We start from the raw sequence: 21,308 nt of genomic DNA, 5'->3' as shown, positions 1-21,308 counted from the left end.
ATCCGTTGAGTTAATACAACCTAAGTATTCAAAGTCGAATAATAGACGCGATCATTTTTATCGCTTATAATGAATTTGGATTATCTTTTTACTGCTAAGTGATGAAGGCTTTCTTAGTCAGCTAACACATGTTATTAAAGGATGAAAAGAATGGTGAAAAATATCATTGCATTAACTGTAATTATTGGATTAATAGGAATTGTTATTTTTACTAATTTTCCAACAATATTTAACAAGGAAAAAAATGATGGACCAAATGAGTTTGATGTTACCGGTGATACATCTGTAGAAGGTGAGTTTATTATGCCGCCAAACCAGCAGCTATTAAAAGAGGGAATGAAAGCACCAGGTTTGGTGTTAGAAAACATTCAAGGGGAAGAACTTAACCTGACAGAGGTGAATAAAGAATTTGTATTTATCAATTTTTGGGCAACATGGTGTAAACCATGTATTGAAGAAATGCCTGATTTAGAGGAATTAGAGCAAAAATATAAAGATCTATTACAAGTTTTAGCAGTTAATGCAACAAGTATGGACAATGGAATGAAAGCTGTTGAGGATTTTATTTCTAACGGAAAATATGACTTTACTATTCTTCTTGATAAAGATGGCAAGGTATACGATAACTACTCAGTGATTAATATACCAACAACATTTATTGTCAGGCAAAGTGATCAGCAAATTATAAAAAGGATTAATGGTATGATGACATATGATCAGATGGAACAGTATGTAAATGAATTACAGGATAAATAGATAGGATCATGCTCCTCTTAGTGTTCTAAGAGGTTTTTCTAAAATTTTGGAGGAGTGTTGGTAAGTGGACAATCTAATGTTAATAAAGGAAAGACTACATAATTGGGAAAGTTTCGAGGATTCTCCTCCCTATTCTGAAATAGAATTATTAAGGATCATCGACTATTACGAGGATGAACTGTTAAAAACAGATAATGAGATGGAAGCCATTCTATATGCGATGTTAATCTTTTATCGATTAAAAAGACAAGTAACGGATGATCATTTGAATGAGCTGCTTCAACTTTCAGATCAGGTTAAACATCCAATGGTGCAAGAGATTCAATTATTAAAACATTATCTTCACGTATATCAATCATTGCAAGTAATAGATTTTTCCCAATATTTCATTCGAGAAACCGATTTTGATCCGGTTAAATTAAAAAAAGTGAGAGCATTGCTTACAGAGCTTGAAAGAATGGGTGATTTAAAAGTAAGATCGAATTTAAAGACTAATTCTACCTTAAGTAGTGCTTATAACTTCATTTTTGAGCAAGCAGAAAAAGCAGGAGATTTGGCAGAAGGGCTTGTTTACGGATTAGAGCATAAGAAATCCATTCAAGACATCTCTTATTACAATGAAGAAGTTGAGAAAATTAATCGAGCAATTCAGTTATTTTACCAAGAGTTTCCGACTTTTCTGAAAGAAGAGAATAAAGAAGACCCGTTGGAAGAATTAAACGACATGATCGGGTTGGAACAAGTGAAATCTTATATTAATCAATACTACCATTATTTAAAGTATCAAAAAAAACGTAAAGAAGCTGGATTCCAGATGGTTGATGAACAAGGGTTGCATATGGTGATTACAGGTAATCCAGGAACTGGAAAGACAACCATAGCACGGTTACTAGCTAATATTTATTACAGACTGGGTCTTTTAGATTCAAATGAATTGGTGGAAGTCAACCGTTCCCAGCTTGTCGGTTCTTTTATGGGACAAAGTGAAGAGAATACTTTGAACTATGTTAAGAAAGCACTAGGTGGTGTGCTATTTATAGATGAAGCTTATAACCTTAGAAGGGAAGACCAATCTGGCAATGATTACGGTCAAACCGTTATCGATACATTGGTATCAAGTATGACAAGTCAAGATTATGCGAATAAATTCGCAGTAATTATCGCAGGATATCCTGAAGAGATGAATCATTTCCTTTGGGCAAATCCTGGGCTGCGAAGCCGGTTTCCTGACGGTAATTTTATTCAGCTGCCAGATTTTAAAGAAGAAGAACTGTTAGAAATTGCTGAAGCAACCGCATTACAAAACGACTATTTCTTTACTGAAAAAGCTCTTTCGTCTTTTCAATCATTGGTTGAAAAAGCGAAAGTTGACGAGTCATTTGGTAATGCGAGAACAGTGAAAGATCTCGTATTAAAAGTAATTTTCCATATTGGTGCAAAGAGAAGTTTAATTGATAAGGATAATTGGCTAAATCATATGCGAATTTCTGAATCAGATATCCTACTTCTGGATCAAGATACTGGTTCTGACCATCCGATCGAACAATTAGAACAATTAATTGGTCTGTCAAATGTAAAAGAAGAAGTTAAAAAATTATCAGCATTTGTCAAAGTACAACAGAAGCGAAAGGCAATGAACCTGCCTGCAATACCTATTCAATTACATGCAGTTTTTTCAGGAAACCCGGGAACAGGTAAAACAACTGTTGCAAAAATCTACGCAAAAGTCTTAAAGGAATGCGGTCTGTTAAAGAGAGGTCATTTAGTTATCACCTCAAGGAGTGACCTTGTAGCAGGTTATGTCGGTCAAACAGCCATAAAAACGAAGAATAAAATTCGCGAGGCACTTGGGGGAGTTTTATTTATTGATGAAGCTTATTCGTTATACAGAGGAGAGAAAGACTTTGGGAAAGAGGCAATTGATACACTAGTTGATGAGATGACAAGACACAACGAAAACCTTGTTGTTATTTTAGCTGGTTATAAAAACGAAATGGAGCGTTTTATTACGAGTAATCCTGGATTAGAATCACGCTTTAAAAAATACTTCCATTTCGAAGATTATACAGATGAAGAGCTGCTGGAAATGGTTGTTTCCCATACAAAACACTATCAATACTCATTAGCAGCAGATGTGGAAGCATTTTTGTTAGAACAATTAGGTCAAGTTAATATTAATGGAAATGGCAGGTTTGTAGTTAACCTGATAAACGAGGCAATTCAGTACCAGGCATTACGAGTAGAACTAGATGCGAATACCGAACAATTAACAGAACTTCGATCTGAAGATTTTGAATTAGCTTGGAAATCAATTAGGGGGATTAATAAACAATGATCGTTACAACACCAATCAAAGTAAGGTATCAAGAAACAGATCAAATGGGAGTTGTATATCATGCCAATTATTTAATTTGGTTTGAGATCGGGAGAACAGCTTTTATTGAGGAATTAGGGTTTAAGTACCATGAGATGGAAAACGAGGGTGTGGTCTCACCAGTAATTGACGCAAATATACAATTCAAGCAGCCAATCCGATATGGTGAAGAAGCGTTTGTTGAAACATGGCTGGTATCCTATAACGGCATTCGAACAACTTATGGTTATCGTGTACTAAATAAGGATAAGGAAGTAGCTGTGACAGGTGAAACACAACATGTGATCGTTCAAAAGGACTCTTTCCGTCCATTATCATTAAAAAAGAAATTCCCTCAATGGCATGAAGCATATAAGAGAGCAAAAGGAAATGATTAATAATGGCATTTGGAATTGATCGCAAAATATTGCGGGAATGGAAACAGAAGGTGAAAGATGGTCATATATCATTCCTCACACATTATTGGATAGATGAACGTTTCCCTGGTTGTTCAACTGTAACAAAGGTTGGTTGCAGTGATTTAAATAAATTAATTAGCTGGGGAAAGAAATACGGGTTAAGTAAAGAATGGATTCATAAGGATCCGCAGTTTCCCCACTTTGATCTATTCGGTGAACGACAAGAACAAATTTTATTAGCTGAAGACCAAATTAGGCAGTTGGAAAGGTTGAAAAAACCATCCGCAGAAGATTGATTAATGTCTGTCGCTGTCATTTTGATGACAATAAGAAAGCATGATCACAATTTGTGATCATGCTTTCTTTCAGGTATTGGATCAAATCCGCCTGGATGAAATGGATGGCATTTTCCTAGTCTTTTTAAACTTAAATAACTAGCTTTAAAAAGATTGAATCGACGAAAACATTCTAAACTGTATTGTGAACATGTAGGTTGGAACCTGCATGTCGGTGGAAACATTGGACTAATAACAAGTTGATAAAAACGAATAAGACCGATAAATATATATCTCATGGCTTGCAGCTAACCTTCCTACGAGTGGAGAGCTTTGTCATAAGTTATGGAAGCTATTGCATCATGTAAATGAATGGACTCTTCATTCCGACATGTTACTGAGAACTTTCTAACAAATGGTAATTCATACAAGTCAGCGGCAACCAGACGTACCATATCTTCTACAAATCGAGGATTTTCATAGGCTTGTTCTGTGACCATTTTCTCATCTGGTCTTTTTAAAACTGGATGAATACGGGCACTCGCATTACTTTCTGCAGCCTCTAATAATGCAGTTTTCCAGTCAATTTCTGTTTCATTATAATCTGCATTTAATTCTGCAGACATTTTTACAATACCTCTTTGGTTATGGGCACTATATTCACTAATCTCTTTAGAACATGGGCACAGTGTTGTAATCGTTCCCTCTAAACCAACATTGACCTGATAGCCATAATTTCTATCATAAACGACAGTCAAATGGGCATCAGCATGGTTCATTCCAGTTTTATTGGTACTAGGACCACCTCGTTCGAAAAACCATGGGAATGTTACTGAAATCTGGGTATCTTCTTGTTCTAATCTTTCTGTTAACTCTTTGGTGAATTTCTTCAAAGCTTGAATAGAAACATGGAAGGGTTCTCCATGACTATATTCATACAATAGTTCTGTAAAACGACTCATGTTCGTCCCTTTACTATCCTTCTTAATTGCTGATGTCATTTTAAACGTACCAATTGTTGTTTGTTTGTAAGGTTTGATTGCACTGTTTACAACAATAGGCTGCTTGACATTAGCAATACCTACTTGATCTATATCAAACAGAAAGTCTTTTTTTGTATTTTGTAAATCAGCCATGTTTTCTTTTTTAGTTGGCTTTATTTTTTCTCCTGGTTCAACAGAGCCAAATAATTTATGTCGTTGTTGTTTATCTGGTAATTGTATTGGTTGGTCCTTATGCATGTCCCCAAACCCCTTTCCTACATTACAATTATTTCAAAGTATACTTAATAACAAAGAAATATTCAATATTTACGATTTTTACAGTATGATGAAGCGGAAAAGAGAGACCCTGCAAAAGATCTCTCAATTATCCCATCCATTTTATTTTTGGTTCTGTTTTATTAATAATTCGTTTAATATTTGCTTTGTGCCGGTATATGACGAAGATAGTAAGTAAGCTAGTAACGATAATCAACCCGACATCTTGTTGTACAATGGAAACAATAATCGCTATAATTCCTGTTAACATCGAGGATAAAGAAACATACTTTGTTAAGTATAATATAACTAAAAAACTGATTACCATAATAACGAATAAGAGCCAGTTAACACCTAATATAACACCAGCAGAGGTTGCTACAGCTTTTCCGCCTTTGAATTTGGCGAAGATTGGATAAACATGACCGATAACAGCGAAAACCCCAATCAATAATGGCTGAATATTTTCTAATTGAAATAAGATTGGTAATAATGCAGCAACAGTCCCTTTTAATATGTCACCAATTGTAACAATAATTCCTGCCTTCACACCTAGCACACGAAAAGTATTTGTTGCACCTAAATTTCCACTGCCGTGTTCCCTAATATCTGTTTTAAAACCGATCTTACCAACGATCAAACCTGTAGGAATTGATCCAAGTAAATAAGCGATAATAATTAAAAATACGTATTCCATTCACAAACTCCTTACATTTCTTGATATAACTATTGTAGCATGTATTTAAGAAATTGAATATATCACTATTTATATTTTAGAAAAACTATGTTACATATTATAGATAAGCATTTTATTTATCTATTTGTTTGTTGGAAGAGTTAGAACAATCCGAACACTGATCCCACTTGCACAAATTAACTGTCCGTGGTTTAATCAACTAAAATGAGGTGTAGAATAATGGATATTCAAAATGAAAAACAATTGATGCGAAAGATTTTAACAGAAACGAAAACTATTGCCGTAGTCGGTTTATCAGATAACACAGATCGAACATCCTATCAGATTGCACAAGCAATGCAAAATGCAGGGTATAGAATTATTCCTGTAAATCCTACTGTTAATCAAGTATTAGGAGAGAAAGCATATCCTACAGTACTCGACATAGAAGAGGATTTTGAGTTAGTAAATGTATTTCGGAAATCAATTTATCTAGAAGATTTAGCTGTTGAAATTGCACAAACTAAAGCCCCATATGTATGGATGCAGCAAGGTGTTACAAGTGAAAAAGCATGCGAATATCTTCAAAAACATGGTAAATCAGTTATTATGGACAGGTGCATAAAAGTAGCTCACGCTGTGCTAAAGATAAATTAATCACTTTACTTTCAAGAACATCTGTTCTATATTAAAAAATAGATTGACATTTAATATAAGAAATGAGTTAGAATGTTATTTATGAATGTTTTTGTTCGGTTCAATGGAAGGGGTAAAATGGAAAATGGTAAATAAAACAACCTATTCAGATGAATCCATACAAGTATTAGAAGGTCTGGAAGCAGTAAGAAAAAGACCAGGTATGTATATCGGAAGTACTGATGCGCGTGGATTACATCATTTAGTTTTTGAAATTGTCGATAACTCTGTAGATGAAGCGTTATCAGGATATGGAGAGTATATAAAAGTTGTTATCCACCAAGATCAAAGTATTACAGTTAAAGATAATGGGCGAGGTATGCCAACAGGAATACATCAAACTGGCAGACCAACACCCGAAGTTATCTTAACAGTGTTACATGCTGGTGGAAAATTTGGCCAAGGCGGTTATAAAACAAGTGGTGGTCTGCATGGTGTTGGTGCTTCTGTCGTTAACGCACTGTCTGAATGGTTAGAGGTAACAATTGAAAGGGATGGACACATCTTTACGCAACGGTTTGAGTCAGGCGGAAAACCTGTTACAACACTGGAGAAAAAAGGAAAAACAAAGGGTACAGGTACATCGATATCATTTAAACCTGACCGGTCGATTTTCACAACAGATGTATTTCAATTTGAAGTACTGGCTGAAAGATTAAGAGAAGCTGCTTTTTTATTAAAAGGAATAACAATTGAACTAATAGATGAGCGAAATGAAGGTTTAGCACAAACTTATCATTATCCAGACGGCTTAAAGGAATTTGTAAATTATTTAAATGAAGATAAAGATAGTTTACATCCGGTAGTAGCATTTGATGGTGAACAGCAAGGTATGGAACTGGATTTTGCATTTCAATTCAATGATGGTTATGCGGAAAGTATCCTATCATTCGTTAACAATGTTCGCACAAAAGATGGCGGAACCCACGAAGCTGGTGCTAAAGCTGCAATAACAAGAGTTTTTAATGATTATTCCAGAAAAGTTAACTTGCTAAAGGAAAAAGATAAGAACCTGGAAGGTAATGATATTCGTGAGGGATTTACAGCAGTAATTTCAATTAAAGTCCCAGAAGAGAAGCTGCAATTTGAAGGACAGACGAAAGGAAAGCTTGGAACTGCTGAAGCAAGATCTGCCGTTGACGCAATTGTTGCAGAGAATTTATTGTATTTTCTTGAGGAAAATCCTGATATATCTTCGATGTTAATTAAAAAGGCCATTCGCGCGAGAGAAGCTAGACTTGCTGCAAGGAAAGCAAGGGAAGAAGCGAGAAGTGGTAAAAAGAAAAAACGAAAAGACGCCCTGTTAAGTGGAAAGTTAACACCCGCACAATCAAGAAACCCTGCGAAAAATGAATTGTACCTGGTTGAGGGGGATTCTGCAGGCGGTTCTGCTAAACAAGGAAGAGATCGTAAGTTTCAAGCAGTTTTACCACTAAGAGGAAAAGTAATTAACACAGAAAAAGCCAAATTAGGTGATGTGTTAAAAAATGAAGAAATTTCCACAATTATTCATACAATAGGTGCCGGAGTGGGTGCCGACTTTTCTTTGGAAGATGTCCAATATAATAAAATTGTCATTATGACAGATGCTGATACGGACGGTGCACACATACAAGTACTATTACTTACATTTTTCTACCGTTACATGCGTCCATTAATCGAAGCAGGCAAAGTCTTTATTGCATTGCCGCCACTTTACCAAATAACAAAAGGGAAAGGTGCCAAAGCAAAGGTGGAATATGCCTGGAATGAAGATGAGATGAAGAATATAACAAAGCATTATAAAACTGGATACCAACTTCAGCGTTATAAAGGGCTTGGTGAGATGAATGCTGACCAGCTCTGGGAAACAACAATGAATCCCGAAACGAGAACACTGATAAGAGTTAAGATTGATGATCTTGCCAGAGCTGAAAAACGCGTCAGTACACTTATGGGGGATAAAGTAGAACCACGTCGAAAATGGATCGAGTCACATGTAGAATTTAGTTTAGATGAAGAAGATAACATTATTGACAATGAGAATATTCAAATATAGGAGGAGTACTGTTGGCAAACGAAGAGAAGTTTCTCGATCTTCCATTAGAAGAAGTAATGGGAGATCGATTCGGCCGTTATAGTAAATACATTATTCAAGACCGTGCTTTACCAGATGCTAGAGATGGCTTAAAGCCTGTTCAGCGAAGAATATTGTATGCAATGCACGAAGAAAGAAATACCCATGATAAACCATTTCGGAAGTCTGCTAAAACAGTAGGTACTGTAATTGGTAATTATCACCCACATGGTGATTCGTCTGTATACGAGGCGATGGTGCGGTTAAGTCAAACCTGGAAAGTAAGAAATGTATTAATTGAAATGCATGGAAACAATGGTAGTGTTGATGGAGATCCGCCTGCTGCCATGCGTTATACGGAGGCACGCCTTTCTGCAATAGCATCCGAGTTAATTCGAGATATTGATAAAGAGACGGTTGATTATATCCCGAATTTTGATGATACGATTGATGAACCTGTCGTATTACCTGCAAGAATACCTAATTTACTTATTAATGGATCAACTGGTATTTCAGCAGGTTATGCAACAGAGATTCCACCACATAATCTAAGTGAAGTAATTGATGCAGTCATTAAAAAATTAGAAAAACCAGATGCAACAGTGGATGATTTATTGGAGTATGTGAAAGGACCTGACTTTCCGACTGGCGGGATTATCCAGGGAAAGGAAGGGCTGAAAAAAGCTTATCAGACTGGAAAAGGGAAAATTATTGTTCGAGGAAAGGCAAAAATTGAACCATTAAAGTCAAGTAGAGAACAAATTGTAATAGATGAGATTCCTTATGAAGTCAATAAAGCGGTTTTAGTGAAAAGAATGGATGAACTGCGAATTGACCGTAAAGTAGAGGGAATTGCAGAAGTTAGAGATGAAACTGACCGAACAGGTTTACGTATTGTTATCGAACTGAAAAAAGATGCAGATAGTCAGGGAATTCTTAATTACTTATATAAAAATACTGACCTTCAAATTACATATAACTTCAACATGGTTGCAATCAAAGATAAAACACCGCAACTACTAGGTTTAACTGATTTAATTGATGCCTATATTGGCCACCAGAAAGAAGTTATTACAAGGCAAACGCGTTTTGATTTGAAAAAGGCAGAAAAACGCGCCCATATTGTTGAGGGTTTAATAAAGGCTGTTTCTATTTTAGATGAGTTAATTCAAACAATTCGTTCATCCAATGACAAACAAGATGCCAAAAAGAGGATTAAGCAGCAATATCAATTTACAGAAGAACAAGCGGAAGCCATTGTGACTTTGCAATTATACCGACTTACTAATACAGATATAACCTCGCTTGAAAAAGAATCAGAAGAGTTACGAGCTGCAATTAAGGGATATCAACAGATATTGAGTGATGAAAAGAAATTATTTTCGGTAATAAAAAAAGACTTACGTAAAATGAAAAATCAGTATGATGAACCAAGAAAGACAAAAATTGAAGATAAAATCGAGGAATTAAAAATAAATGTAGAAGTACTTGTTGCAAGTGAGGATGTTATCGTATCTGTAACCAATCAAGGGTATGTTAAAAGAACGAGTGTTCGATCGTATACTGCTTCTTCTATCGAGGATTTTACAATGAAAGAAGAAGACCACTTAATTGGATTATATGAATTGAATACAACAGACCATATTTTGTTATTCACATCCAAAGGGAGATACATGCCGATTCCGGTTCATCAACTTCCAGACATTCGCTGGAAAGAATTAGGGCAGCATATTACCAATATTGCTTCAACAGATAAAGAGGAGACGATCATTAAAGCAATTCCAATCCGTGAATTCGATCCAGCGAAAAACCTTCTCTTTTTCACCAGAAATGGGATGGTTAAAAAGAGTACGTTGGATCTATATTCCTCTGCAAGATTTTCCCGGCCACTTATTGCCATTAACCTTAAACAAGACGATCAACTTTTGAATGTCTATTTAACAGATGGAAACTCAAATATATTTATAGCAACAAACAAAGGTTACGGATTATGGTATGATGAGAAAGAGGTCGCACCAATTGGTCAGCGCGCAGCCGGTGTTAAGGCCATTCAGCTTAAAGAAGATGAGTTTGTTATTAATGGCATAGTATTCAATGAATTAATGCCATTAGAGTATCTCTTTGTAATGAGTCAAAGAGGTGCATGTAAACGAATCCCGCTTGATCAATTTGAGAAATCATCTCGAGCAAAGAAAGGTTCCGTCATGTTGCGTGAACTAAAAGCAAAACCCCATCGTATAGTCGGATTTGAAAAAGTCCATGAAACAGATGAAGTTGTGATTCGAACAAGTCAAGATAAAGTATCAACACTTTCAACCGTTAACTTACCTATTAGTGAAAGGTACAGCAATGGATCATTTGTCATTGATACGGAACAAGAGGGAGAAGTAGAAAGAATTTGGCTTAATGCGACTTTGCAGAAACCTTTTCATTCCGAAAATCAATAAACCTATTAGCCGAACAGTGTAAATGTTCGGCTAATTTATATTGCATTTTGTAACCATTTGGTATAAGAAAATGGTGGAGATTATTAATTATTATCAGTATAATAAATAATTAGATCAAGCTTGAAGGAGTTTTAAGCATGGAGACAACTACATTACAAGCGATCACTACAGAACAGATCGCAGCACTATACGACCAATTTGGAAAACTTGAAGAATGGAATCGCCAGCAAAAGGTGTTTGATTTCTATAAAAAAAAGCAGGAAAAAATGCAGCATATTGGCTTTTGCGGTCATTTTTCTGCAGGTAAGTCAACACTGCTCAACCAGTTGCTAAATCAACCTTTATTACCCCAAAGCCCTATACCTACAAGTGCAAATATTGTAGAAATTAAAAATGGGCCAGAAGAATATGTTATTCATTTTAAAAAGAGGGAACCGGTAAAACTAGCTGGTCAAACGCCACTTGAGCAAATACATGCATTATGCCGTGATGGAGAAGAAATAAAAAAAGTGGAAATATACAAAGAAATGGAAGAATTAGTTCCAAGTGTAACTTTACTGGATACACCCGGGATCGACGCTGCTGATGATGCTGATAGACTGATGACAGAGTCTGCATTGCATGTCGTTGACTTGCTGTTTTATGTGATCGATTACAATCATGTCCAATCAGAGGTTAATGCTTCTTTTTTAAAGCAGGTTGAGGCAATGAATAAGCCGTATATTGTAATTATTAATCAAATGGATAAACATAACGAGGCAGAAATAACTTTTAACTCATTTAAGAGCAGCTTACGTACAGTTTTTAACCAGTGGGGCATATCGCCAAAAGCGGTTTATTTTACATCCTTAGCTGGGAACAGTGATCCAGCGATAAATCAATGGTGGAATGTAAAAGAAACGGTAAGAAGCCAAATACAATCAGACAATGAAATAATTATTGAAGAAACAATCTATAACGGTATTTACCGGTTAGTGAAGGATTCTATCGAAGAGAAACAGAAAAATACGGATCAAAGCATTGAAAGTATTGAAGAAAAGCTTGAGCTGCTAGAACTCGATCAAACGATTGATCATGCTGAGTTAATAACGAAAAAAGCTAATCTTGAACAACAAAAATCAGAAATTGAGGCAACCTATCAAAACATTTTAGAGCAAACAGTTAAGAATGCCCAATTAATGCCGTTTGATATTCGTGAAATAGCACGTGAATTACTAGAGGCTTATGCACCCGGGTTTAAATTAGGATTTTTTAAATCCAAACAGAAGACAGAGGAAGAGCGACAGCGCCGTCTTAGCAAATTTTATAACGCCCTTCATAAGCAGGCAGAAGTAAATTTAGAATGGAAGTTAAAGGATAAATTGACTGAATATTTACAAAAATTCACCTCTGTTACATTTGATGATAAGATATTTCAAAAAAGATTCTCAATGGATAATCTAACACAATCGATGAACGATAATGTGAATGTTACAGGTGATTATGTGTTAGTCTATACAGATCTTGTCGCTAATCAAATCAAAAAGATGTATCGCAAATATTATAAAGACGAGTGGCATAGTACTAAAACAAAAATTTATCAAACAATCGAGACAGAACTTAATGAAGTGGAACAGCATCTAAGAAAATATGAGCAATTTGCTATGTATGAACAGCAAATTAATGAGCAACATAGTGCATTAGTAACCCATAAAAACAAACTGGAAGAAATATTAGCTGCAGGGGAGTACGTTGCAGGTCATTCATTAGAGAAGCAATTACATGATAAATTAACAAACTCTCTACAAATCAAACAAAGCACACTGGAAGATTGGGAAAAGGAAATAGTGGAAACAGAGACGAGTCAGGATTCCGCTGCTACCAAATCATTTCATCGCTTTTCCATTGACCAGACAATAAAACATACAAAAGAAGTATTACAAATGCTCGAAACTGTTCCAGCATTACAAAGTTATCACACTGATCTTACCAGTAAATTAGCACGGCTCAATAACAGACATTTTACGATTGCTTTGTTCGGTGCATTTAGTGCAGGTAAGTCTTCGTTTGCTAATGCTTTGATCGGGGAGAATCTTTTGCCTGTTTCGCCAAATCCAACAACTGCAGCAATCAATAAGATTAGCCCGCCGACAGATGAATATAAACACGAAGAGGTTAAGGTAACGGTAAAACAAAAAGAAGAGTTATTAGAAGACCTGCATGCCATTATTGAAGATAACCAGTTTCCAATGATAGAGGATGCTGTTAAATGGCTAAAGAAAACCAATATTAATAAACTTAATATTCCAGATCAACATAAGTCATTCTTAGTTGCATTTATGAATGGGTATCAAAAGATGGCCGAATTTATTGGTAAAACATACAAAATTGATATCGACCAATTCAGTCTATATATTCAGGATGAACAAATTGCGTGTTTTGTCCAGGAGATGGAGCTCTTTTATCATTGCTCACTTACAGAACAAAATGTGACACTTGTCGATACACCCGGCGCTGACTCTGTTAATGCTAGACATACAGAGTTATCGTTTTCCTATATAAAAAATGCGGATGCAGTTTTGTTTGTCACGTATTATAATCATCCGTTTTCAAGACCTGACAAAATCTTCCTTGAGAAATTAGGAAAGGTAAAGGATGCATTTCAATTAGATAAAATGTTTTTCTTAGTTAATGCAGTTGATTTGGCAAAAGATGAAGCAGAAGTGGAAATGGTGACAAACTATGTCAAAACACAGTTGCAAACATTTGATATTCAAGAGCCAAGAATGTTTCCCATTTCAAGTAAAATGGCATTAGAAGAGAAACTGCAGGGTAACTCACCGGTGAAATCAGGATTGCAAAATTTTGAGCTATCGTTCTACTCTTTTATTAAGGAAGAGCTGACCCAACTTAGTATGCAGGCAATTTATACGGATATTGAAAGAGTGCACGCTTTAGTGAAGAAATGGCTGGAAATTTCCCGAAGTGATCAAACACATCGCGAAGCTTTATTAAACGAAATGGCTGAGAATGAACAAAAAATGCAGATGCTGATAGAGAACAGAGACAGTGAATCTCATATAGCATCAATTATGCAATTAGTTAGTAAGCAATGTTTTTATGTTGGTCAACGTTTCTCCATTCAATATACTGATTTATTCCGTAGGTTTATCAATCCTGGGGCAATCCAAAGTAATGGGAAAAAAGGGAAAGATGAATTAGAAACGGCGCTAATTAAACTCCATAAGCAAATAAATGAAAGGATAACATACGAACTGGAGGCAATCTACATTCGTGTGGAGACATTATGGAATAAAGAATGGCAACAATATAGAAAAAATGTCAATTACCAATTAAAACAAGTTGATTCATCATTTTCATTATCCGAATTGGATGAAATCAGGCTTCAAACACCAGAAACGGTGCTTGAAATTGAGCAAGATAACCAATTAAATAGTAACGCAGTAAAAAGCTATAAAGATACTGCTTCATTCTTTGCTAAGGATGGCAGGGATCAATTAGAAAAAGAGATCAAAGCTTTCTATGTGGAAAAAATAGAAAATCTTATGAAGCAAAAAGAACTGCAATTAAAAGAATATTATCAAGAAAAATGGCTGCAAGATGATCGAACGATCTGGAGCGGTTTTAGTCAGGAAGCAAGCTCATTTATTGAGAATATTAGTAAAGGTCTGACTGAGAGTTTGGAGAATGTGGAGCAATTGACTGAATTAGATAATTTAATAGGAGATATTAACAAACAACTAGCTTAGCGTCTAGTTGTTTGTTTTTAATGGAGGAGTGGAAAAACGGATATATTCCGGCAGTTGGTTAAAACCTCTTGCTAAATGTGAGGCTGTGTGGCTGTCAGAACCCGGGATTAATGCAATGCCTTTATGATGCGCTTTAACTATAATAGATTCATCTGGGTAAATACGGTTACAGTCCTCTTTAAAAAGCCCGGCTGTATTAATATCCAATGCTAGATTCTCTCTGCTGATTTGATCTAACAATCGCTCGATAGTATGGGTATAATCATTTTTCGGTAGATATTTTTTACTATATTTTTCAATTAATGTGATATGACCAATTCTTTGCGGTTTATATTTGCCTAAATCTGCTCGAATTGCCAGATTCAACGTGCGGTAATATTGCTCATATACTTTGTCGACACTGCCGAATTGCTTTATAATCTCTGCAAACATTTCCGCACTATAATCTAAGCATACATATTGACCAGAGGGGTTTTTTAACATATGTACAGACAAAATCGCATCATCAATAACCGGACCTGTCTGGTCAAGAAAATGGGATATCTCACTATCGAAACCTTCGATATAATCTAGCTCAAATCCTAGGTTGATCCTGATTTTTTTATGGTACTTTTCTTTTAATCGTTGAATTTCTTCGATATAATTAGCTAAATCATTCCAGTTCATTGCACTATCATTCTCAGGTGTCGGGTCATCAAAATTTTTCGGCAGCGGGGCATGCTCGGTAAAACTTATTTCCTTTAAGCCTAGTGATATTGCATTTTCGATGTATTTATTTATTTGGTCATTGGAACCATGGGGACAGTAATTTGTATGAACATGATAATCGCCCGTATAAAACATATTTTCATTCTCCTTTCTTAAGTATTATAACTATCATAATCTGTTTTGGCAGAATTGAAAAGTATATGTTGACAATTGTAAAAAACGTGTGGTATTGTTTAGATACAAATAAACGCTTTACCACAGTAGAGTGGTAAATTATTAAAGTGGATGTAGGATGTGATAATATGTTTTTGCCAGCAGGAAGTCAAGATGAAACAGGTGTACAAATAGCCAATCGGTTAAAAGCATCTGAGGTGTTTCGTAAGGTAACAGAGAAAAGAAATTTCAAAGCTATATCTACTCCTGTAGTTGAATATGCCCATACATTTACCAATGAGATTGCAGGCATGGACTTGCAAAGTATGCTGAAATGGTTTAATTCTGAAGGGGAGATCGAAGTATTACGGCCAGATTGGACAGCAGCGGTAGCCAGAGCGATTGCGAAACAGCATCATGCTTTTCAGAAATGGTCCTATCAGGGTTCTGTCTTCCGTATGGATAAAGATGGAACAGAGAGCCGCCAAGCGGGTATTGAAATCGTTCATGCAAACCCATTTCTTGGCGAGAGTGAGTGTCTCCTTACAGCAATCCAATATTTAAAAGAACTTGAGATTGAAGAATATGTAATAGAATTAGGACACACCGGTATCTTTGAACAGATGATTTTACCATTGCAACTAAATCAGGACGAGGAAGAAGCTTTAAGATTAGCAATGCATGAAAAACGAATGGATTTAGTTGAAGAACTATTAATCAATTATTCAGACGAAATAAAACAAGATTTAGTGAAATTAATTGATGCATATGGTGGTATCGATGTGATTAGTCACTATGAAAAGGTTTGGTCAGGCCATCCGGAACTGCTTGCGATTTTACAACATATTCGTAAGTTAATCGAACTTTTGGAAGCGACAGGAGTTTCCGAAGTGATTGTGGATTTAGGGCGTGTAAAAAATCTGCCATATTATGATGGTGCCATGTTCCGCGGTTTTGTAACAAAAGACGGATCTACTTGTTTTTCTGGTGGACGTTATGATCGACTATATAAACAATTTGAACAAGAAACAACAGCTGTTGGTCTAGCTTTCGATGTTGATCTATTGGCACAGCATATGATGGTAGAAAACTCCTGTTCTCGAGCGTGTATTTTAGCAACACCAGAAACACATGCCATTGCAGAAAAACACCGGAAAGAGTTACCAGAAGAAATTGTTGATATCCAATATGAATTGCAGAACGAAACAGTCTACAACACGATATACACCATTGTTCGTGACAACAATCAATATAAGGTGGTCAAAAGATGAAACCAGTTATTGCCCTTACAAAAGGACGTTTAGAAAAACAGTTTTTGCAATTTTTTAAGTCTCTGGACTATGATGTGGAACCATTACTCGAAAAGGGGAGAAAGCTTCAAATCGAAACAGAGCAATTTTTGTTCTTTTTTGCAAAAGGGGTTGATGTAACAACATATGTAGAGAATGGAATTGCTGATCTCGGGGTTGTAGGTGGTGACACTTTGATCGAACATAAGCCGGATATCTATAATCTATTTCCATTACCTTTTGGCCAATGCCGTATGGCCTTAGCAACGAAAGCGGATTACGAATGGCCAAATCGCAAGAAACGGATAGCGAGTACTTTTACCAATATTACGAAAGAATATTTTCGAGAAAAAGGCGAATCGGTTGATATCATTCGTTTGGAAGGTTCTGTTGAATTAGCACCAATTCTTGGTCTGGCTGATGCAATTGTCGATATCGTTGAAACTGGAACGACATTGAAAGAAAATGGACTTGTTATTGAGGATGAATTTTTATCTTTCAGTGCACGTTTAATTGCCAATAGATCGTCATTAAAAATCAAACGAAATCAATTAGTACCTGTGATTGATCGGTTTAAGGAAGGGGCGAAACAGACATGATCAGAAAATTATCAGTTGAAGATTTCTTGACAGAAACGCTTCCTAGTAAAATGAAGAAAGAAAATAAAGAGGAATTTCTTCTTGCTGCAAGTGAAATTATTGCAGATGTTCGAAATACTGGGGACGAAGCTGTAACAAAGTATATTAAAAAATTTGATGGAGAAGCCCCGCAATCATTTCTTGTTACTGAGGAAGAAAGAAAGAGCGCATGGGAGAAGTTGGATAACAAAATCGTTACCTCATTACAAAAAGCGGCTGAAAATATTCGTTCATTTCACCAGAAACAATTAAACAACTCACGTATGATGGAAGTGGAAGGAGATATTATTTCAGGACAGCTTTATCGCCCGATTGAAAAAGTCGGGATTTATGTACCTGGCGGAACTGCTTGTTATCCATCCTCTGTATTAATGAATGCCATTCCAGCTGTTCTGGCAGGTGTGGAGGAAGTGGTCATGGTGACCCCTGTGAAAAACAACGAAGAGATTGCGCCAATATTAGCAGTTGCTGCTGACATTGCTGGCGTGAAGAAGATATATCGTGTCGGTGGCGTGCAGGCAATTGCAGCATTGGCTTACGGTACAGAGTCGATTCCTGCTGTTGACAAAATTGTGGGTCCGGGGAATGCTTATGTTGCCGCAGCCAAACAGTTAGTATATGGTGATGTTGGAATTGATATGATTGCAGGTCCGAGTGAAGTAGCAATTATTGCTGACAGCAGTGCTTATCCTGCCTATGTTGCAGCAGATTTAATTGCACAAGCAGAACATGATACAAATGCCCGCGCATTTTTAATCAGTACTTCTTCCGCACTTATCGCACAAGTGGAGGATGAATTAGTGAAGCAATGTGAGTCATTACCTAGACAGTCCATTGCCTCTACTGCTTTAAAAGAAAAGGGTGCAAGTGTTGTTGTTGATTCCATTGATGAAGCATTTGAACTAGCCAATAAACTTGCCCCAGAGCATTTAGAAATTCAAATCACTGATCCTTTAACTTATTTATCAAAAGTAAAGCATGCTGGTTCTGTTTTCCTTGGTCACTATACACCAGAAGCGTTAGGCGACTATTATGCTGGACCAAATCACGTATTGCCAACTTCAGGGACAGCTCGTTTTTCATCTGGTTTATCTGTCGATGACTTCGTAAAGAAAACAACATTCTTATATTATTCTGAAGAGGCATTGAAGGAAGCAAGCGAACATGTCATCAATTTAGCAAATGAAGAGGATCTTGAAGGACACGGAAGAGCAGTTGCAAAGCGTTTGGAGGGAAAACAATGAGAACAGCTAGTAAAAGCAGAGCAACATTTGAAACAAAAATCAATGTAGCAGTAAATTTAGATGATCCAACCAATGTGACAATCAAAACAGGTGTTGGTTTCTTTGACCATATGTTAGAACTCTTTGCACGCCATGGACGAATCGGCTTAGAAGTAAAAGCAGACGGTGACTTACATATTGACAGTCATCACACAGTGGAAGATGTCGGCATTGTGCTGGGACAGTTGATCAAAGAAGCTCTAGGTGATAAAAAGTCAATTAACCGTTATGGAAGTGCGTATGTACCGATGGATGAATCTCTCGGGTTTGTTGCATTAGATATTAGCGGGAGGCCTTTCCTGGTATGTGATGCGGAATTCTCCAATCCCAAATTAGGAAACTTTGATACAGAATTAGTTCAGGAATTTTTACAAGCATTTGCTTTTCAAGCAGGTATCACATTACATGTTAAAGTATTATATGGTGACAATACCCACCACAAAATTGAAGCGATTTTTAAGGCATTAGGCCGATCCTTATCGCAAGCTATTACAATTAATCCTGATATTGAAGGAGTTAATTCAACAAAGGGGCTAATCGAATGATTGCAATTGTAGACTATGGAATGGGGAATGTAGCCAGTGTTAAGACAGCTTTTCTGAACCTAGGTTATGAGGTTGAAATTACGGATTCTCTGGAACGGTTGAAGCAAGCAACACACATTATCTTACCAGGTGTCGGTTCATTTAAAGCGGCAGTTGAGGAAATTAATCAGCGCCGGTTATTAGAGCCATTAAGAGAATTAGCTCAGGAAAAGCCTTTTATCGGAATTTGTTTAGGTATGCAATTACTATTTGATAAAGGTTATGAAAATGGTAAATCTGATGGTTTAGGTTTAATTCCAGGTGAAGTAAATAAAATTGAAACAGAATATATTTTGCCACATATTGGGTGGAACCAGCTGCAAATAGAAAATAATAATAAACCTTTTGCAGAATTTCAAGATAAACACGTCTATTTCGTCCATTCGTTTCAAGCAAGAACAGAGCAGGAATTCCTTGTAGCAACTTCAGATTATGGTACGGAGATACCTGCCATTGTCCAAAAAGGTCATGTGTATGGAATGCAATTTCATCCGGAGAAAAGTGGGGAAGCAGGAATAGAGTTATTAAAAGTCTTCTTAGAAAACACTTCTTCAGTCAGGGGGCAAGTGAAATGATTGCCAAACGAATTATACCATGTCTCGACGTAAAAGAAGGCAAAGTTGTAAAAGGTACCAATTTTGTTGGATTGCGTGATTTAGGTGATCCTGTTGAAATGGCATCTAGTTATTCTATATCTGGTGCGGATGAAATAATTTTCCTGGATATTTCTGCAACAAATGAAGGTCGGCAAACAATGGTTGATATTGTACGCCAAACAGCTGAAAAAGTGTTTGTCCCATTTACAGTTGGTGGTGGTGTTCGCTCGATTGAGGATGTGAATCGCTTGCTGAAAGCTGGTGCGGATAAAGTTGGGATGAATTCAGCAGCTGTAACCAATCCCGGATTGATTACAGAATCCTCTGAGCGTTTTGGTGCACAATGTACCGTTGTAGCAATTGATGCTAAACGTTTTGGTGACAAATGGCATGTAATGACACATGGGGGCAGTAAAGATACTGGCATTGATGCAATTGAATGGGCAAAAGAAGTGGAAACAAGAGGCGCTGGTGAAATTCTACTAACGAGTGTTGATACAGATGGTGTGAAAAACGGATTTGATATCGCCTTAACAAAAGCAGTTGTTAATACAGTCCGAATCCCGGTTATTGCATCTGGAGGTGTCGGTAAACCAGAGCATTTTCCAGAAGTGTTTAAAGAGACGGATGTATCAGCAGGATTAGCTGCATCGATCTTTCATGAAAACACATTTACTGTTCAAGAAGTGAAGGATGCATGTAAACGACAAGGAGTGAATATTCGTGAAGCCTGATTTCTCAAAAGGACTCGTCCCGGCAATTATTACAGACTTTTATACAAAGGATGTATTGATGCTTGCATATATGAATGAAGAAGCATATAACAAAACATTACAGACAAAGCAAACATGGTTTTATTCAAGGTCTCGTGACGAATTGTGGAACAAAGGGGCTACATCAGGGAATACCCAGGAAGTGCAGTCGATTGACCTTGACTGTGATCAAGATACATTATTAATTCAAGTAATCCCCTCAGGTCCAGCATGTCATACTGGAGAAATATCCTGTTTTTACAACCGTGTTGCTGAAAAAGATCCCAATTTTGATGCTTCAATCATTGAACACCTTGTAGATGAAGTAGAAGAACGCAAAACAGAACGTGTGGAAGGCTCTTATACCAATTACTTATATGACAAAGGTGTTGACAAAATTGGTAAGAAAGTGATTGAAGAAGCTGGTGAAGTTGTTATTGCAGCAAAAAACAATGATAATGGAGAATTAACAAAAGAAATAAGTGATTTGCTATATCATACGGTTGTGATGATGGCAAACCAGGGTGTTTCTTTAGGAGATGTCAAACAAGAACTTTCTAATCGGTTTGCAAAAAAAGGGAACAGTAAAGGTGATAGAGACGTAATAAAAAAATGGTGA

The 21,308-nt window shown here is 36.4% G+C and carries 19 protein-coding genes; 15 read left to right on the top strand and 4 right to left on the bottom strand.

The genetic code is table 11. The features are described from left to right. Positions 1-150 precede the first annotated feature (150 nt). The 4 genes from ACFOY7_RS15550 (at position 151) to ACFOY7_RS15535 (ending at position 3,824) form a co-directional block, all read left to right on the top strand. Positions 151-756, top strand: a complete 606-nt coding sequence (locus ACFOY7_RS15550; protein WP_390253198.1) for a TlpA family protein disulfide reductase — start codon at positions 151-153, stop codon at positions 754-756. Positions 757-820: 64 nt separating this feature from the next. Then, complete coding sequence (locus ACFOY7_RS15545; RefSeq protein WP_390253196.1) at positions 821-3,091, top strand: AAA family ATPase; 2,271 nt, start codon at positions 821-823, stop codon at positions 3,089-3,091. Further along, positions 3,088-3,507 (top strand): acyl-CoA thioesterase, encoded by a 420-nt coding sequence (locus ACFOY7_RS15540; RefSeq protein ID WP_390253195.1) that lies wholly within the window; start codon positions 3,088-3,090, stop codon positions 3,505-3,507. The genes ACFOY7_RS15545 and ACFOY7_RS15540 overlap by 4 nt, the downstream gene beginning before the upstream one ends. Positions 3,508-3,509: 2 nt before the next feature. Further along, complete coding sequence (locus ACFOY7_RS15535) at positions 3,510-3,824, top strand: hypothetical protein (RefSeq protein ID WP_390253193.1); 315 nt, start codon at positions 3,510-3,512, stop codon at positions 3,822-3,824. A gap of 44 nt (positions 3,825-3,868) precedes the next feature. On the opposite strand, the gene yidD is transcribed toward ACFOY7_RS15535, so the two are convergent. The 3 genes from yidD to plsY all read right to left on the bottom strand — a co-directional run bounded on the left by yidD (position 3,869) and on the right by plsY (position 5,759). Next, positions 3,869-4,102 carry a membrane protein insertion efficiency factor YidD gene (gene yidD / locus ACFOY7_RS15530; protein ID WP_390253191.1) on the bottom strand — a complete coding sequence of 78 codons (234 nt, stop codon included), beginning with the start codon at positions 4,100-4,102 and terminating at the stop codon, positions 3,869-3,871. 18 nt (positions 4,103-4,120) lie between these two features. After that, the gene (folE2, locus tag ACFOY7_RS15525; protein ID WP_390253189.1) at positions 4,121-5,044 is read right to left on the bottom strand and encodes a GTP cyclohydrolase FolE2; all 924 of its coding nucleotides are present in this window, start codon (positions 5,042-5,044) and stop codon (positions 4,121-4,123) included. Between the two features lie 127 nt (positions 5,045-5,171). Next, positions 5,172-5,759, bottom strand: coding sequence for a glycerol-3-phosphate 1-O-acyltransferase PlsY (gene plsY / locus ACFOY7_RS15520; protein ID WP_390253187.1), 588 nt, complete (start codon positions 5,757-5,759; stop codon positions 5,172-5,174). Positions 5,760-5,978: 219 nt separating this feature from the next. On the opposite strand from plsY, the gene ACFOY7_RS15515 reads away from it, so the two are divergent. The 4 genes from ACFOY7_RS15515 (at position 5,979) to ACFOY7_RS15500 (ending at position 14,686) form a co-directional block, all read left to right on the top strand. Next, positions 5,979-6,395, top strand: coding sequence for a CoA-binding protein (locus tag ACFOY7_RS15515; protein ID WP_390253185.1), 417 nt, complete (start codon positions 5,979-5,981; stop codon positions 6,393-6,395). Between the two features lie 124 nt (positions 6,396-6,519). Continuing rightward, positions 6,520-8,472: a DNA topoisomerase IV subunit B gene (parE, locus tag ACFOY7_RS15510; protein ID WP_390253183.1), complete on the top strand. Its 1,953-nt coding sequence runs from the start codon at positions 6,520-6,522 to the stop codon at positions 8,470-8,472. A gap of 11 nt (positions 8,473-8,483) precedes the next feature. Beyond that, the gene (gene parC / locus ACFOY7_RS15505) at positions 8,484-10,937 is read left to right on the top strand and encodes a DNA topoisomerase IV subunit A (protein ID WP_390253181.1); all 2,454 of its coding nucleotides are present in this window, start codon (positions 8,484-8,486) and stop codon (positions 10,935-10,937) included. A 137-nt stretch (positions 10,938-11,074) separates the two neighbouring features. Next, entirely contained in the window at positions 11,075-14,686 is a 3,612-nt protein-coding gene (locus ACFOY7_RS15500) for a dynamin family protein (RefSeq protein WP_390253179.1), read from the top strand. Positions 14,687-14,689: 3 nt separating this feature from the next. Here ACFOY7_RS15500 and hisJ read toward each other — a convergent pair whose 3' ends face one another. Next, a complete protein-coding gene (hisJ, locus tag ACFOY7_RS15495) occupies positions 14,690-15,529 on the bottom strand; it encodes a histidinol-phosphatase HisJ (RefSeq protein WP_390253177.1) in 840 nt (279 codons plus the stop codon). A gap of 167 nt (positions 15,530-15,696) precedes the next feature. Between hisJ and ACFOY7_RS15490 the strand changes: the two genes are divergently transcribed. From ACFOY7_RS15490 to hisIE, 7 genes are read left to right on the top strand one after another with little or no spacing between them, the layout of a single operon-like run. Beyond that, positions 15,697-16,818 carry an ATP phosphoribosyltransferase regulatory subunit gene (locus ACFOY7_RS15490; protein ID WP_390253175.1) on the top strand — a complete coding sequence of 374 codons (1,122 nt, stop codon included), beginning with the start codon at positions 15,697-15,699 and terminating at the stop codon, positions 16,816-16,818. After that, entirely contained in the window at positions 16,815-17,435 is a 621-nt protein-coding gene (gene hisG, locus ACFOY7_RS15485; protein WP_390253173.1) for an ATP phosphoribosyltransferase, read from the top strand. Before ACFOY7_RS15490 ends, hisG begins: the two co-directional genes overlap by 4 nt. Then, positions 17,432-18,718 carry a histidinol dehydrogenase gene (gene hisD, locus ACFOY7_RS15480; protein ID WP_390253171.1) on the top strand — a complete coding sequence of 429 codons (1,287 nt, stop codon included), beginning with the start codon at positions 17,432-17,434 and terminating at the stop codon, positions 18,716-18,718. Before hisG ends, hisD begins: the two co-directional genes overlap by 4 nt. Next, a complete protein-coding gene (gene hisB, locus ACFOY7_RS15475) occupies positions 18,715-19,302 on the top strand; it encodes an imidazoleglycerol-phosphate dehydratase HisB (RefSeq protein ID WP_390253169.1) in 588 nt (195 codons plus the stop codon). Before hisD ends, hisB begins: the two co-directional genes overlap by 4 nt. Then, positions 19,299-19,916: an imidazole glycerol phosphate synthase subunit HisH gene (gene hisH / locus ACFOY7_RS15470; protein WP_390253166.1), complete on the top strand. Its 618-nt coding sequence runs from the start codon at positions 19,299-19,301 to the stop codon at positions 19,914-19,916. The genes hisB and hisH overlap by 4 nt, the downstream gene beginning before the upstream one ends. Continuing rightward, positions 19,913-20,671: an imidazole glycerol phosphate synthase subunit HisF gene (gene hisF / locus ACFOY7_RS15465; RefSeq protein ID WP_390253163.1), complete on the top strand. Its 759-nt coding sequence runs from the start codon at positions 19,913-19,915 to the stop codon at positions 20,669-20,671. The genes hisH and hisF overlap by 4 nt, the downstream gene beginning before the upstream one ends. Beyond that, positions 20,661-21,308 (top strand): bifunctional phosphoribosyl-AMP cyclohydrolase/phosphoribosyl-ATP diphosphatase HisIE, encoded by a 648-nt coding sequence (hisIE, locus tag ACFOY7_RS15460; RefSeq protein ID WP_390253160.1) that lies wholly within the window; start codon positions 20,661-20,663, stop codon positions 21,306-21,308. The genes hisF and hisIE overlap by 11 nt, the downstream gene beginning before the upstream one ends.

It is taken from the genome of Gracilibacillus xinjiangensis (genome assembly GCF_042651765.1).
Classification (GTDB): Bacteria; Bacillota; Bacilli; order Bacillales; family Amphibacillaceae; genus Gracilibacillus; species Gracilibacillus xinjiangensis.
This window is presented reverse-complemented; position numbering and strand designations above follow the sequence as displayed.

Coding starts and splice junctions, on each gene's coding strand:
- ACFOY7_RS15515 (WP_390253185.1), top strand. CDS start 5,979: ATGGATATTCAAAATGAAAAACAATTGATGCGAAAGATTTTAACAGAA.
- hisH (WP_390253166.1), top strand. CDS start 19,299: ATGATTGCAATTGTAGACTATGGAATGGGGAATGTAGCCAGTGTTAAG.
- ACFOY7_RS15500 (WP_390253179.1), top strand. CDS start 11,075: ATGGAGACAACTACATTACAAGCGATCACTACAGAACAGATCGCAGCA.
- ACFOY7_RS15490 (WP_390253175.1), top strand. CDS start 15,697: ATGTTTTTGCCAGCAGGAAGTCAAGATGAAACAGGTGTACAAATAGCC.
- parE (WP_390253183.1), top strand. CDS start 6,520: ATGGTAAATAAAACAACCTATTCAGATGAATCCATACAAGTATTAGAA.
- hisF (WP_390253163.1), top strand. CDS start 19,913: ATGATTGCCAAACGAATTATACCATGTCTCGACGTAAAAGAAGGCAAA.
- ACFOY7_RS15550 (WP_390253198.1), top strand. CDS start 151: ATGGTGAAAAATATCATTGCATTAACTGTAATTATTGGATTAATAGGA.
- hisG (WP_390253173.1), top strand. CDS start 16,815: ATGAAACCAGTTATTGCCCTTACAAAAGGACGTTTAGAAAAACAGTTT.
- plsY (WP_390253187.1), bottom strand. CDS start 5,759: ATGGAATACGTATTTTTAATTATTATCGCTTATTTACTTGGATCAATT.
- hisD (WP_390253171.1), top strand. CDS start 17,432: ATGATCAGAAAATTATCAGTTGAAGATTTCTTGACAGAAACGCTTCCT.
- hisJ (WP_390253177.1), bottom strand. CDS start 15,529: ATGTTTTATACGGGCGATTATCATGTTCATACAAATTACTGTCCCCAT.
- hisB (WP_390253169.1), top strand. CDS start 18,715: ATGAGAACAGCTAGTAAAAGCAGAGCAACATTTGAAACAAAAATCAAT.
- ACFOY7_RS15540 (WP_390253195.1), top strand. CDS start 3,088: ATGATCGTTACAACACCAATCAAAGTAAGGTATCAAGAAACAGATCAA.
- folE2 (WP_390253189.1), bottom strand. CDS start 5,044: ATGCATAAGGACCAACCAATACAATTACCAGATAAACAACAACGACAT.
- yidD (WP_390253191.1), bottom strand. CDS start 4,102: ATGAGATATATATTTATCGGTCTTATTCGTTTTTATCAACTTGTTATT.
- ACFOY7_RS15535 (WP_390253193.1), top strand. CDS start 3,510: ATGGCATTTGGAATTGATCGCAAAATATTGCGGGAATGGAAACAGAAG.